The organism is Bradyrhizobium centrolobii, from assembly GCF_001641635.1.
GTDB classification, from domain to species: domain Bacteria; phylum Pseudomonadota; class Alphaproteobacteria; order Rhizobiales; family Xanthobacteraceae; genus Bradyrhizobium; species Bradyrhizobium centrolobii.
Genome location: NZ_LUUB01000065.1, coordinates 17681 through 32453, shown reverse-complemented (window position 1 = coordinate 32453; position 14773 = coordinate 17681). Strand labels below are relative to the sequence as shown.

Below are 14773 nucleotides of genomic sequence, written 5' to 3'. Positions count from 1 at the left end.
CCGTCTCGTCGAACGCAAGATCAATTGAGCGTCAGACTCACGCCGGCGCTGACACCCCAGTCGCCGCCGGCAGTGGTCGCCGCCGCGTTGGTGCGCAGGCGGCCGTTCTCGCTGGTGTAGCCGAGGCCGAACGCCAGCGCGCCCTGGCTGCGCCAGAGGCCGCCGCCGGCCGACGCGCTGATCTTGCCGGGCCGGTCGTCATAGCGCAGCGATGCGGCGGCCATGCCGATCGCCGCGGCGCGCCAGGCGTCCTGCCGCACCTCGCCGATCCGGCCATTGAGCTGCTCGAACGCGCTGTTGAGCTGGTTGACGTTGACCGCGTCGGTGCCGTTGACGCCGGCCGCCACGTTGCTGATGGTCACCGGCGCGCCGTTGCCGCTGTTCAGTGTGAGCTTGTTGGTGGTGTTGCCGGACCCGTCGGTGTCGTAGTGGATCGTGCTCGAGGCAAGCGCCTGGAGCTGGCTGACATTGACCGCGTCGGTCGGCGCTGCGCCCGCGGCGACGTTGGTCACGCGGCGCTCGGCGCCGGACGAGCCGACCGACACTTCGCCGGTCGCCACGCCCGCAACCGCCTTGCCGACGACCGGCGTATAAGCCGCATCGCTCAGATTGGCCGTGGTGGTGGAGTTGGCGCCGAGCGCCAGCGAGTTGGCCTGGGTCGCCTTGGCGCCGGCGCCGATTGCGACCGAGTTGTCGCCCGAGGCGGCTGAGCCATTGCCCATCGACACCGCGTTCGCTCCGCTTGCGACCGACTGCGGTCCGATCGCGACGCTCTCCGCGCCGGTCGCAATGGAATCCGCCGCCGTCGAATTGGCATGGAAATACTTGATGCCGCCGCCGCCACCGTTGATGTTGTTGACGGTAGTATAGAGATTGTCCAGCGCGACGTTGGTGGCCCAGAGCTGCGAGCCGTTGATCGCGTCCGTCGAGGTCGAGGTGATCTGGCCCGCGGCCACGTTCGTGATGGTGCGCTCCGAACCGGCGCTGCCAACGCTGACTGTCGACGTCGGCGCCGTGCCGGCGAAGCTGTAGGTGGTACCGCCGATCGTGGTGCTGGTGGTCTTAACCACTGTCGAGGTGGTCGAATTGGCGCCGAGCGCCACATCGCCGGCCTGCGAGGTCGCCTTGGCGTTGGCACCGAGCGCGACGCTGGTCGGGTTGGAGGTCTGAGCCCCTGCGCCGAGCGACATCGACTGGATGCCGTTCGCCTGCGCATTGGTTCCAAGCGCGACCGAGTCGGCGAAGCTGACCAGCGAATTCTGGCCAATCGCAATGCCGCCCGGCGCGGTCTGCTGCACGGTCGCGCCAAAGCCCATGCCAATGCCATTGTCGCCATTGACCACGGTCTGCGGCCCCACAGCGACCGAGTTATTGCCGACCGCCAGCGAGTCCGCCAGCGTCGAGCTGGCGTGGAAGTATTTCGAGGTCGTGGTCGCGAACGATGTCAGCGCGCCGGTGAGCTGCCGCACGGTGACGGCGTCGCTGGCTTCAGTGCCGTCGGCCACGTTGGTGATCTGGCGATAGCTCGTGGCGTTGCCGACCGACACCGCGCCGAGCAGCGCAAGATCGGTGGTGTTGTAGGGAATGATGGTGCCGCCGATCTTGCCGGAGCCAGGTGCGATCGCGCGGTCGGACACCGAGCCCGAACCGATCGCGACGCTGTCGGCGATCGTCGCCTGGGTGTTGAAGCCGAGCGCCGTCGCGCCCGCGGCAGTTGCAGACGCGGCAATGCCGGCCGCCATCGAATTCGCACCGGTGGCGCCATTGTTGGCATAGTTCGCCAGCGGTGTGCCGCCGTCGTTGACGCTATAATAATGTGTGAGGCCGTTGGTGACGGTGGTCGTGAGGCTGTCGATCGCCTGCGTCGCGGCCCAGAGCTGCGAGCCGTTGATCGCATCGGTCGAGCTGTTGCCGATCCGCCCCGCGGCGACATTGGTGATGGTGCGCTCGTTGCCGACGGTGCCGACGCTGACCGTGGAGGTCGGGGTCGTGCCGGCGAAGGTGTAGGCGGTGCCGCCGATGGTGATGCCCGGCGTCTTAACCGCCGTAGTGGTCTGGCTGCCGGAGCCGAGCGCGATATCGTTGGCATTCGCGGCCGTCGCGCCATTGCCGATCGACACCGAGCCGCTGCCGGTTGCGGTCGAGACCGGTCCGATCGCAACCGCATCCGTTCCCACTGCGGAGGAGTCAGCCAGCGTCGAATTGGCGTGGAAGTACTTGATGCCGCCGCCGGTGTTGATGTTGTTGAGGGTGGTGCCGATCGCGTCGACGGCCTGGTTGGTCGCCCAGAGCTGCGAACCGTTGATGGCGTCGGTCGAGCTGTTGCTGATCCGTCCCGCGGCGACATTGGTGATGGTTCGCTCGGCGCCAACGGCGCCGACGCTGACCGTCGAGCCCGGGTTGGCGGTGCCGGCAAACGTGTAGGTGGTGCCGTTGATCACCGTGTTCGGCGTGCCGACGGCCGCGGCAGTGACGCTGCCCGAGCCGAGCGCGACGGAGCCGGCATTGCCGGCGGTCGCGCCGGCACCCAGCGCAATCGCGTTCGTGGCCGAGGCGTTGGCCCGGCTGCCGAAGGCAATGGCGCTGGCGCCATTGGCGATGTTGCGGTCGCCGATCGCGACGGCGCCCTGGCCGGTGACCGTGTTCTGATAGCCGATACCGACCGCGCCTTGCGCCGCCGTGCCGGGCGTACCCACGGACTGGCCGCCACCGCCAACCATGTTGGTGTTGCCCATCGCGACCGTGCCGTCGCCGGTTGCCGTGTTGTTCAGGCCGCTTGCAATCGCGCCATTGCCGGTGGCGGTGCTGGGATCGCCGAGCGCGACCGCGCCGTTGCCGTTGGCGACGTTGCCCGCACCGATCGAGACCGCCTGACCGCCGGTCGCCAACGCGTTGGTGCCGATGGCGACGGCGTTGCCGGAATTGGCGACGGCGTTGGTGCCGACGGCGATGGCGCTGACGCCCGATGCCTGGGCGGCTGGAGACGTGGTGTTTCCGGAGCCGATGGCGATCGAATTGGCACCGCTCGCATTGGCCGCGACGCCGGCGGCCACCGAATAGGCGCCGCCCGAGTTCGCATTGTTGCCGAGTGCGACGCCACCGGTCGCCGTGCTGCCGACGATTGCGCCCGATCCAACCGCAACCGCGCCGGCGGAACCCAGCGCTTGCGCCTGATTACCCAAGGCAACCGCGAAACTTCCCGACGCGCTGGCAAGGTTGCCAGCGGCCAACGAACTGGTGCCCGACGCCGCAGCCTGGATACCAACAGCGGCGGCGTTGGCGCCGCTCGCATTGGCAAGGTATCCCACGGCTGCTGTCCCTACACCGGAAGCGGTCGCGCCGTTGCCAATCGCGGTCGCCTGGTTTGCCGTCGCCTTGGCCGACGTCCCCAAGGCGCTGGCCCCGGTCCCCGTCGCAGACGCGTCCGGACCGACGCTGGTCGACCACGGCCCCGTGGAGTTTGAACCGGTGCCGAGCGCAACAGCCTCGAACGTGAAACCAGTGGGAGCGGTCCCACTGGCATTGGCATTCACGCCGATGGCAATCGGGGAGCCTCCGCCCGTCCCAGCGTTTGCCTTGGCGCCGGAGCCCAAGGCCATGGCTGCACCGTTTGATGATGATGCGGCGGCGCCCAATCCCATCGCTATCACGCCAGTGCCGGTGGCACTGGCGCCGTTGCCGATGGCGGTCGCGGCTGCGCCATTTGCAGTGGTGTTGACGCCGAATGCGCTCGATCCGTCGCCTGTGGCGTGCGCGTTCCCACCTACGGCGAGGGCATTGACGCCGGTCGCATTCGCAAAGACACCCATGCCTATCGCATTGAGGCCATTCACGGAGTTGGCATAGCCCACGATGATCGAACCATCGCCGGTTGCGCTGTTCGAATCGCCTATCGCCAGGGAGTTCTGGCCATTCGCATTGGTGCCAGTGCCAATGGCAGTTGCGCTGGCACCGGCCGCGTTGGCGCCACAACCCATAGCAGTGCTGCCTGCAGTTGCGGCACTGGGATTGCTGCAGTTGGCGGGATTGCTGAAAACCCCATTGCCGATGGCAACCTGCGCGAACGCTGTCTCTGGTGCCATGATCGCCATCACAGCAAGCAGCGCGCCGAGCGCGCCGCCGGCGCCGAGTGTGCCGAGCCCCAGCCGATCGCGGCTCATGCCGAGCACCCGGTGCGCCTGACGCAACACCGTCAGCAGCCGGCGCCGCAGCGAATAGCTGCCCGCGTCACCCGACGCGACCCAGCTCCGAACGACGCCCTGCGATCTCACCGCTGCGGTTGAGTTCCGTGTGACAGCCATAGCTCGCCCCCTTGCCGGATTTTGCCCAGACGCGGGGGATTGCCGCACCAACGCGCAGCCATGCATGTGGATGGATGAAGATGAAGACGCGGCGCGCGATCATCTTCCGGTCCTGGCCAATGATACGTCGAGCTGAGCGAGCGCATCTTGCCACCCCGCGCTCGCTCGGCCGCCATCACAATGTCCCCGAGTCGTCATGTTGGAAAACAATAGACACAATTTCGCTAGCGTCACTCAGCAGGACGTCCAAATAGCTGGCAGATCGTCTCACAACTTGAACGATCAGTACGACGCACAACAAGGTTCACACTTGCCGCTCAACCACCAGTTGATCTGCGCGTGCGTTCGCGCATCTCGCGTGGGCTGACGCCGAATTCGCGACGGAACGCGCGCGCGAAATCGGACGCGAGCTTGAAGCCGTGACGATAGGCGATCTCCTGCACCTGCCTGTCGGCGCTTCCGACCAGCTCCGCATGCGCGGCGCGCAGCCGCTTGCGCTGGATGTAACCGGCGACACCGCCGACGCTTTCAAATGCTCGGTAAAGATTCGAGCGCGAGATCCGCAGTTGCTGCGCCACGCGGTCCGGCGTGAGGTCGAAGTCACCAAGGTGAGTCTCTATATCACCAAGGTGAGTCTCTATATAAAGACGCGATATAAAGACGCGCGCGCTCGAACAGCATCGATTCTATGGAACCCCGTGGCTGTTGCAGCCGATCGGGTAACGGCTGGATGCATGCGGCAATCATCTCCGCGGTCGCCCGGCCCGCGCGCTGCAGTTCGTCCGACGACATGCCGACCACCCTCGTTTCGAGCGTGTCGAGATAATCGGCCAAAAGCTCGATCAGATTGCCGGACAGGATGGTGTTGCAGGCGCGGTCGAACTGCTCGGCCACGCCCGCGAACGCGCTGCGCGGCAGGTTGAGCAGCAGGCCGTCATAATCGGTGATGCGGCCGCGGAAGTCGTCATCCAGCGAGATCAGGAACATCGCGCCCGGCTCGGCGTGAATCTTTCGCTCGCCGGTCTCGAACCAGGCTTCGCCGGAGCGCACGCGGAACAACGACCAGATGTCGACTGGCGCCCCGGGCGCGCGTGCAAATGTCTGAGCCGCGAAATGCCCGGACGAGAGCACCACCTCGCCCATGTTGCAGGTCAGGTACTCAACCTCGAACCCCTGCGTGGGGCTGCGGCCCTCCGGCAGCGCGACGTCGAGCAGCGGGGCCATGCGCGCCTTCCAGACGTCGAACTGCTCCGGCGGCGCATAGGGCCGCGTCGAGAAGATCCGGGGTGGCGTCGGGGTTCTGTCCCTGATGTCCCGCGGCGCGCGTGGAAGCGGAACCTGTTCCAGGAGTTTCGCCGCGCGCGCCGATGTATTGTCGTCTTGTTGCATGCACGTTCGCTCCCGTTGTCGCGAACGACGAACGCTCAACGGAAGCGCATTCCTCGGGTTGCGTCGCCGACCTTTGAGAGGCAGGCGAGTTTAAGATCGACGAAGGAGGCTGGGATGTGGGAATCCCCCTGCTTACGCCGGCCGCTCCTGAGGCGGATGCCGGTTCCTGCGATAGTCGTGCTGGTGCATGGCATTCTTCATTGTCGCGCCTGGTTGCGGCTCGGGAGATTCGTCATCGAGCACGCTCACTCATGTAAGGAACAATCAGTGCAAGGACCAGAGGGTCGGCAACTCTTCGCAAAGAAATCCAGATATGCGCGCGCGGCTCACGTGATCGAACAATATCGTCGCGGAGTCTTCAGAAAATTTTCCGTATTCCTTTGCGAGATGCAACGCGCAGGCCGCATCGAAGACGCGTAACGTGCGGCGTTACATTTGATAGCGGTGAGTCCTCAAAGAGATGCTTCCAATGGTTCGGAAACAGCCGAACGCGTTGTCCTCGCACTGTCCCCGGAAGACATATGTGCCAACATGGCCGGTGCGCCGTCGCTCGAGATATTCGACGACAGGCCGGCCAATCGGACGGATGGACTCATAGTCCTTCTCTCGGGCCGCTGCCGCGTCGAGGCCCCTTTTGTGATCTTAACCATGACGTTCCTTCGTTCCGGGCACGATCGCTCGCGTAAGCAGCACAGTCCGGAGTGAAACGCCTTTCCCAAGGGGGCGACTTGAAAGTCGTTTGCGTGAAAGTCGGCCAAAAAGCCCGGCTCCGCCTCGCGAGTTAGGCTACCCTCCGATAGGAAAACAGGGCTCCTGTGATGGTGGTGCAGCCGACCTGCGCCACTATGTAAAGCGCTCACGCCACCATACTAATGACAAACAACGGTTCGTCGTTTCGGTGGTTGCGTATGATTCCCTCCCTGGGCACCATTCCGCGCTCAGCGCTCAATTACGGCGGCAGGAAGCGGCGTGAATTAAGAATGAAGCTTGTTCAGGCGCAAATTGGCTAAGTCGAAGCGTTGCGCGTCGTACCGCAAGCAGGTGGACGCCCGGAATTTTCGCGGTTCCTTCAGCTAAGGGCACACTCTATCTGGCGGATGGGACAATGAGCGCATCTTGTTCCACCACCGTATTCGAATCGGGTCATTTCGCATCACAACTCTGCTTTGCTGAAACGTGCCGATTATCCGCCGGACACTCAGCTCTCGCCATCCGCGACTGCTGCGCGCTCCGAGCCTCGCAGGATTAGCACTACTGCGGCTGATATCCCTCAATGCGCGTCAGCAGTTCTTCTTCCAGGCCAGCCCGGCGCTTCTCGAGCCACTTAATTTCCGCCTCCTGATCAGCTTCCGCCTTGTAAACCTTCAGGAGATCAGTGACGCGGCGGTATTGGTGGCAAAGTGCGTCGAAGGTTCCATCGGTCGCCACTAACCGGCGCACGACCTCTTCATCCTCGGAGAACCTTGTCAGCAACGGCCGGATGCACTCCACGATTTCGTTTGTTTCCATCGCTCCTCCGTGTTCTGTCTGACGCGTTTCGCGGGACAAGCCGCGAAGACCGCGGGCTAAAATTTCATCTTTCGAATCTCATCGACGATCTCGGGATTGGCCAGCGTCGAGATGTCGCCGGCATCCTCGTTGTTTGAAATCGCCCCGAGAACGCGGCGCATGATCTTCCCGGAACGGGTCTTTGGCATATCGGGGACAATCACGACACGGCGCGGACGAGCGATCGCCCCTATCTCACGGACCACGGAGTCTTCCACTCGCTTGCGGATGTCCTCGCTGGGGGCAAGCCCAGGCTTCAGCGATACGTAGAGATCAGGGACCTTGCCTTTGATTTCGTCCCTGGCAGGAACCACTGCCGCCTCGGCGATCTCCTCAACGAGCAGGCTGGCGGACTCGATCTCCTTGGTCCCAAGCCTATGCCCGGCCACGTTGATGACATCGTCGATTCGACCCAGGATGCGATAATAGCCATCGGCCGCCTGCAGAGCGCCGTCGCCGGCCATGTACGGCCAATCGCGCCAGTTGCGGCTCGATCGGTCCTTGCAATAGCGCGCGTAGTATTGCTGGACGAAGCGATCGGGGTCTTTCCAGATCGTCTGAAATGAGCCCGGCCAGGGGTTCTGGATGCAGATGTTTCCGGCGCGGCCGGAGCGCGGTGGAATTTCGGCGCCTGCCTCGTCATAGATGATCGGGTGAATGCCGGGCACGCCTGGCCCCGCGCTCCCCGGCTTCATCGGGTAGAGAGCCGGTACTGTGCTGCACAGGAAGCCGCCGTTCTCCGTTTGCCACCAGGTGTCAACAATGACCGCCTCGCCCTTGCCAACCACCTCGTAGTACCACTTCCATACCGCAGGTTCGATCGGCTCGCCCACGGTGGTCATATGCTTGAAGTGGTGATTGTACTTTAGCGGCTCGTCCGGGCCGGCGCGCCGAAGCGCCCGTATTGCTGTTGGCGAGGTATGAAAAATGTTGACGTCGAGCTCTTCGGCGATGCGCCACGGACGTCCCGCGTCGGGATAGGTAGGAAGCCCCTCGTACACTACCGACGATGCGGCAAGCGCCAGCGGCCCATAGACGATGTAGGAGTGACCCGTGATCCAGCCAATGTCGGCCATGCACCAGTAGACATCCTCCGGATGGATGTCCTGAATGTATCTCGACGTTCCCGCGACGTAGGATAGATATCCACCGGTAGAGTGCTGACATCCCTTCGGCCTCCCGGTGGTGCCGCTGGTGTACATCAGGAACAGAGGATCTTCCGCAGGCATTTCCACAGGGTCGACCCGGCGCCGTCGATAGGCCGACAACATCTCGTTCATGACGAAATCGCGGCCCCCAACCAGCGGCGTTTCGCTTGAATATCGCCCCGGGTATCTCTGCCACACGAGCACCTTCTCGACCTTGACGCCCTCTTTCTCCGCCTCGCTGACTGCGACGTCGGCTTTCTCCTTGTGATCGAGAAGCTGGCCGCCGCGGTGATAGGCGTCCATCGTGATCAGCACACGGCTTTCGGAATCGACGATGCGATCTGACGTGGCCTTGCCGCTGAAGCCGCTGAAGACTTGCGAGTGAATGACCCCGAGCCTGGCGCATGCGAGCATCGTGATCGGAAGTTCCGGCACCATGGGCATGTGCAACGTCACCCGGTCACCCTTCTTGAGACCGCAGCCATCTCGCAACAATGCGGCGACCTCGTTCACGCGCACATAGAGCTCCTGGAAGGTGACGTGCTGGATCGCTTCCTGCTCGGGTTCCGGGACGAAGTGGAGCGCCGTCTTGTTCTTGTGCTTGGCGAGATGGCGATCGACGCAGTTGTAACTGACGTTGATCCTGCCGCCGACGAACCATCGCCAGAACGGCGGATTGCTCGTATCAAGCGTGACGTCCCAGGGTCGGTACCAGTGAAGAAGTTCGGCGTACTCCTTGAAGCAGTCCGGCACGTTATCGAGACTGAACCGATCAAACACCGTTTTGTCTGTCAGGTTGGCCTGCGCGACAAATCTGTCTGGCGGGTTGACGTAGTTCTCTTCCTGCCAGTGGACTGCGATCTCGGCTTCCGACACTTCTGCTGTACTTTGCGACATACGCTGTCTCCCAAGCTATCGCGTAGCCTCGAAATCACATGGGCCGCGTGGTGCTCTCGCGCAGAGGGACGCTGGCGGCGCTCGCAGCGCGAGGCCGTCTTAAGAATTCATGTCGAAGAAATTCAACCATCCGGCACTCCCCAAGCCGTGGCGGGAGCGCGATTGATGCTCAACGCCCAGCAGGGGCGTTACGAGCCGGTAGCAAGCTTAAATCGTTTCGGTCGACTTGGCGAGGCTTCCTCCCTCCCCCTCGCACACGTGAGGTGGAGCTTACTGCAATGCAGCGCCCTCAAAGCCGCAACTAAGCGCGGAGCGGCAGTTGCGGGGAATATTGGCAAAGATCCCAACCGCGCCCTCGACAGCCTCTCACACGGACGCTCCCGGCGACTAATCTGGTTTGCGTGATGGAACCCGACAGCCAGCAACGGACGTTACTTTTCAACGCCAATTGAGATCGACGATCCTCCCTCAAGGAAACTCACGTTGCAGGATTGTATCGGTATTTCAATAACATAAGAGTTCGCAGTTTTATTCCGAATGGCGCACCATTCCGCTGATTTTGCCCAATCTTCCGGCGCGCATGGCCGAGATCATCATCGCCGTCGGTGACGCCGCACCTGCCCGGGCAGCAGCCTCACTGTACGCCCCACGCAGCGGCTGATATGCTTTTTTGATTGGGACAGTAGATTGCAGTCCGCAAGACAGACTTCGGCGCGAGCCGGCTTTCTGATCGACGATCGATCTCGCTCGCAGTTTCCTGGCTAAACGAATTCAACGCTCAAAATCATTGTTGCAATTATCAAGCGGCTGCTTCGTCCTTCTCATATTGGGAGATGTGCCATGGCTGCACCGGACTGGCGTCTCGAAGGCGAATGGATCAAGAATTGTAATTGCGCGTTTGGCTGCCCCTGCGATTTCAATGCCCGGCCGACGAACGGCTTTTGCAAAGGGCTGGTCGGCATGAGGATCACCGAAGGCCATTTCGAGGGCATCAAGCTCGACGGCCTCTGTTTCGCGGCCACTGTCGACTTCCCGGGAGCGCTGCATGAAGGCAACGGGAAGATGCAGCCCATCATCGATGAGCGTGCGACGCCGGAGCAACGCCAGGCGCTGTTCAACATCTTCTCCGGCAAGTATTCGGCCGAAGGCACGATGTTCCAGATTCTTAGCCTGATCGTGACCACCATTCACGATCCGCTCTTTGTGCCGTTCGAATTTTCCTTCGACAAGAACGGGCGCGTCGCGAAGCTCGTCGCCAAGGGCGTGCTGGAGACGGAGGTCGAGCCGATCAAGAATCCGGTGACGGGCGCTCCCCATCGAATTCAGGTCGTGATGCCCGAGGGCTTCGAACACCGAGGCGCCGAGGTCGCCTCTGCCAACATCAACTCGACCGGCGCGATCAAGTTCGAAACGAAGGGCACGCACAGCTCGCTCGCCACCGTCGTGCAGACGCCGGAGGGTGTTGCCGCCTGATGGGCTGAATTCGCCGTCGGATTTGTCCCGCTGTCAGTCAGGTGGGCTCATGACCGAGCTGAGACTGCTGGAACATGTGCTGCGCCGCGATCGCCTGGTTGTTGTGGTCGCGCTTGTCGCGGTGGTGACGTTGGCCTGGACGTACCTGGCCATCGGCGCCGGCATGGATACCGAGATGATGGCCGAGATGCCGGACATGGAGCCGATGCCATGGACGCCGGTCTATGCCGCGCTCCTGTTCGTCATGTGGTGGGTGATGATGATCGCGATGATGGTGCCGAGTGCGGCGCCCACCGTCCTGTTGTACGCAGCCGTCAAGCACAAGGAGAGGGCGCCCGCTGCTGCAGTGGAGGCCTGGGTCTTTCTCGCCGGCTATCTCGCGATATGGGCTGGGTTCAGCCTCGTTGCGGTCCTGGCACAATGGCTGCTCGAGCACGCCGGGCTCCTGTCCATGGCGATGGCGAGCACCAGCGCGATGTTGGGCGGCGTCATCCTGCTGGCCGCGGGGCTCTACCAGTTCACGCCGCTCAAGACCGCCTGCCTTCGCTACTGTCAGAGCCCGCTATTGTTCCTCAGCCAGCACTGGCGCCCCGGCACGATGGGGGCGTTCGGCATGGGACTTCGCCACGGCGGCTATTGTGTCGGCTGCTGCTGGTTTCTGATGGCGCTGCTGTTCGTCAGCGGCGTGATGAATCTCATCTGGATCGTCGGCATTGCCCTCTATGTCGCCTGCGAGAAATTGCTGCCGCTCGGCCGCAGGCTCAGCCAGGCGGCCGGCGTGGCCCTCATCCTGTCCGGCGCGGTCGCGCTTGGCCGCGGGATGTGAGATGCGAAAGGACGCGGCATCAACCAGATCGACCGCCTGCGGCGGTTTTTCAGTGACTGAGAGGGGGTGACGTTACGAATTTGAGGACGCCGGTCATTGCGGATTTTCATCGAGCAACCCACCGCATTCCATTTCTCAAGGAGCAAGTTCATGGCATCCAATCTTGAGATCGCAAAGAAGGGCTACGAGCTTTTCCAACTGGGCGACATTCCGACGCTCGTCAACGACCTTATCGATGACGGTTGCACCTGGATAACGCCCGGTCCCAGCGACAAGTTGCCGTGGGCTGGTCGTTTCAAGGGCAAGCAGGAAATTGCCGGCTTCTTCGCGAAGGTCGCCGAGAATATCGACTTCAGCGAGTTTGCGCCGCGCGAAATGATCGAGCAGGGCGATACCGTCGTTGTCCTGGGCTCGTCGTCGGGTCGAATGAAGAAGACGGGCAAGATCAGCAAGAACGAATGGGCCCATGTGCTGAAATACAGCAAGGGAAAGCTGGTGTTCTTCCAGGAATATTACGACACGGCTGCGGAAGTTGCCGCAATGTCGTAACATGCGGCGAGATCGGAGGGCGCCGCGTGCGCCCTTTCGGCTCCTGGCTTCTGCAGTGCGCTTGGCGAGACCCATCATGCCCGCCGCCGCCGCGGCCGGCGAGGGGCCGCCAGGTGCAGTACCAGCCCATCCCCGAGCCCACGATAAACGGCCCGCCCGATGGGCCTCGGCCCCTTTCTTGGAGCATGCCCAGGTAGCTCAGTTGGTAGAGCATGCGACTGAAAATCGCAGTGTCGGTGGTTCGATTCCGCCCCTGGGCACCATTACTACGCTTTTCCACGCTGGAGCATGATCTTGTACGATTGCGTTCGCTAGATGATCGGCGCGAAGAGCGCTCTCTCCTACGACTTCCTACGATTGGCTTCACTGGATGGAGTCATCCGACATCTCCAGTCTCCGCGTTTGCGAAGGATATTCGCCAAACAGTTTGTGGTAATACTCAGCGAACCGCCCCATATTCAGAAATCCGTGCTGAATGGCTAGATCGGATATCTTCGTATCGTCCGCGTGGTGAAAACGAAGAGCGGTGTGAATAGCACACAGCCGCCGATAGCGGAGAAAAGCGACAGGGCCAACTCCAATTGCTTCGTGGAAAGCTCGATGCAACGAGCGCCGCGAAACGTGCAGTTGATTGCAAAGCTCAGAAATATGAACCGGTCCCCTCTCGTGCGCGTCGAGATATTCCTCAGTTCGTCTGACAAGGCGCCAGGCGGAAGGCAGAGGCCCATCGAGCTCGGATGGCATCCCGCGCAACAGGTCGGCCGTCATCGCCTCGACCACCGCGCGTTTCCAGAATTCGGCTGCAGCTTCAGTAAGCACCAGATCGCCCTTGCCCAATGTCGCGACCAGCGTTTGCAGACGAGGGATGACTCGCTGAACGGTGTCCAGATTTCCCTTGTAGAGATTTCTGCGCCACGCGCTCGGTTCGGCCAGCTTCGAACCCGTTCCAAATATCGATTCGATCTCAGTGGGTGAGAGGGAGATCAGGAAGAGAGACGCTCCGCCAAAGTATCGGCCATCATGCTCGCCACGGGGAGGCGTCACCAGCACGTCTCCTGGAAACATTTCATACGACGGGGAACGGACAACCCTCTCCGTGGAGCTTGTCAGCATCCCGATGGTGATCCGGTCTCGGCTGTGAACTCCCCTGGATCTTATTCCGAGGGAAAAGGAGCCGGCGCTGATTGGAAGGCCGCCGATCGATGCGTGGATGAAGTGTCCTTCAATCCTTCCGCGTCCGATCTGCATGACCTCAGTCTGCGCGCCAAGGACAAGCTCGCTGAGGTCCTCAAAGCTCACAAGTCGATGGCTGTGCAGCGAGGTGTATCGACCCACGGGACTTCGCTTGTTGACCATGATGCCCATATATTACCATATCGACCTCAAATTGCAGCGTTTGCTCGCCCGCTCGTGATGCGATGGGGCGTGCAGCATTTATCTTCAATTATCAGACAATCGGCGCGGCCCCGCGTCGCAGGACAACCCTGATTTTGGCACAAACCGGACGTTACAACCGCCTCGGGTGAAGCTAGCATCACAACTTGGGCGATAGCGACGGCGTGATTCCTAAAAAGGGGATTCACGAGCGGTAGCGCGTGCACCGGAATGGGAAGCCGGGCTGACCCATCGTGAAGTGCGCCCCGGGAATGTGCGTCATGTTGCGGGCAGAGTTCGAGCGCGGCGAAGGACCAAAGGACGATGTCATCTCCGGCATGGTCAGCATTCCGGGCGGCACGTTTCGCATGGGCTCGGACAACCACTACGCCGAGGAAGCGCCGAGCCATCGAGTCTCCGTCGACGGCTTCTGGATCGACCGCGCGCCGGTGACCAACCGGCAGTTCAAGGCGTTCGTCAACGCGACTGGCCATGTCACGACAGCGCAGATTGTCCCCGACCCGAAGGACTATCCCGGCGCGTTACCTGAGATGATCTACGCGGGATCGCTGGTCTTCTCTCCACCGCCGCGGGTCGATGATTTTCGCGACTGGAGCCAGTGGTGGACCTTCATGAAGGGCGCCAACTGGCGGCGTCCCTACGGGCCGAAGAGCAACATCAAGGGACTCGACGACCATCCGGTGGTGCATGTTTCGTGCAGCGATGCGCTTGCTTACGCGAAATGGACGGGAAAGGATCTGCCGACCGAGGCCGAATGGGAGTTCGCGGCGCGCGGCGGCCTCGACGGCGCGGAGTTCGCCTGGGGCGATACGCTAACCCCGGGCGGCCAGCAGATGGCGAACATCTGGCAGGGGAATTTTCCAATCCAGAATTTGTGTGACGACGGCTATGAGCGCACCTCGCCGGTGATGGCATTTCCGCCGAACGGGTACGGTCTCTACGACATGATCGGCAATGTCTGGGAGTGGACCTCCGACTGGTGGTCCGCGAAGTACGAGCCCGATGTGCCGAAGGCGTGCTGCATCCCGCAAAATCCGCACGGCGGCCGTGAGGACGCAAGCTACGACCCGGCGCTGCCGGACGTCAGAATTCCACGCAAGGTCTTGAAGGGCGGCTCGCATCTCTGCGCGCCGAATTATTGCCGCCGCTACCGCCCGGCCGCACGCCATGCCGAGCCTGTCGACTCGTCCATGAGCCATGTCGGATTCAGGTGCGTCGTCAGATCAAAACCGTAAGCAACTTTCAAG

At 62.4% G+C, this 14773-nt stretch carries 10 protein-coding genes and 1 tRNA gene; 5 read left to right on the top strand and 6 right to left on the bottom strand.

Features of this window, described 5'->3' with window-relative positions:
* Nucleotides 1-20: 20 nt before the first annotated feature.
* The 5 genes from AYJ54_RS21335 to acs all read right to left on the bottom strand — a co-directional run bounded on the left by AYJ54_RS21335 (nt 21) and on the right by acs (nt 9283).
* Entirely contained in the window at nt 21-4301 is a 4281-nt protein-coding gene (locus AYJ54_RS21335; protein ID WP_063701884.1) for a beta strand repeat-containing protein, read from the bottom strand.
* Between the two features lie 317 nt (nt 4302-4618).
* Nucleotides 4619-4879 carry a helix-turn-helix transcriptional regulator gene (locus tag AYJ54_RS52535; RefSeq protein WP_245329086.1) on the bottom strand — a complete coding sequence of 87 codons (261 nt, stop codon included), beginning with the start codon at nt 4877-4879 and terminating at the stop codon, nt 4619-4621.
* 43 nt (nt 4880-4922) lie between these two features.
* Nucleotides 4923-5525, bottom strand: coding sequence for a hypothetical protein (locus tag AYJ54_RS52530; RefSeq protein WP_245329085.1), 603 nt, complete (start codon nt 5523-5525; stop codon nt 4923-4925).
* A 1416-nt stretch (nt 5526-6941) separates the two neighbouring features.
* Complete coding sequence (locus tag AYJ54_RS21325; protein WP_063701882.1) at nt 6942-7199, bottom strand: hypothetical protein; 258 nt, start codon at nt 7197-7199, stop codon at nt 6942-6944.
* Nucleotides 7200-7255: 56 nt separating this feature from the next.
* A complete protein-coding gene (gene acs / locus AYJ54_RS21320; RefSeq protein WP_063701880.1) occupies nt 7256-9283 on the bottom strand; it encodes an acetate--CoA ligase in 2028 nt (675 codons plus the stop codon).
* A gap of 840 nt (nt 9284-10123) precedes the next feature.
* Between acs and AYJ54_RS21315 the strand changes: the two genes are divergently transcribed.
* The 4 genes from AYJ54_RS21315 (at nt 10124) to AYJ54_RS21300 (ending at nt 12394) form a co-directional block, all read left to right on the top strand.
* Nucleotides 10124-10756, top strand: a complete 633-nt coding sequence (locus tag AYJ54_RS21315) for a DUF1326 domain-containing protein (protein WP_063701879.1) — start codon at nt 10124-10126, stop codon at nt 10754-10756.
* Between the two features lie 49 nt (nt 10757-10805).
* The gene (locus AYJ54_RS21310; RefSeq protein WP_063701877.1) at nt 10806-11582 is read left to right on the top strand and encodes a DUF2182 domain-containing protein; all 777 of its coding nucleotides are present in this window, start codon (nt 10806-10808) and stop codon (nt 11580-11582) included.
* A gap of 150 nt (nt 11583-11732) precedes the next feature.
* A complete protein-coding gene (locus AYJ54_RS21305; RefSeq protein WP_063702083.1) occupies nt 11733-12131 on the top strand; it encodes a nuclear transport factor 2 family protein in 399 nt (132 codons plus the stop codon).
* 187 nt (nt 12132-12318) lie between these two features.
* A tRNA-Phe gene (locus tag AYJ54_RS21300) sits at nt 12319-12394 on the top strand.
* Between the two features lie 100 nt (nt 12395-12494).
* Here AYJ54_RS21300 and AYJ54_RS21295 read toward each other — a convergent pair.
* Complete coding sequence (locus tag AYJ54_RS21295) at nt 12495-13496, bottom strand: helix-turn-helix domain-containing protein (protein ID WP_245329084.1); 1002 nt, start codon at nt 13494-13496, stop codon at nt 12495-12497.
* A gap of 290 nt (nt 13497-13786) precedes the next feature.
* Here AYJ54_RS21295 and AYJ54_RS21290 point away from each other — a divergent pair, with 290 nt between their 5' ends.
* A complete protein-coding gene (locus AYJ54_RS21290; protein WP_063702080.1) occupies nt 13787-14761 on the top strand; it encodes a formylglycine-generating enzyme family protein in 975 nt (324 codons plus the stop codon).
* The last annotated feature ends 12 nt before the right edge of the window (nt 14762-14773 follow it).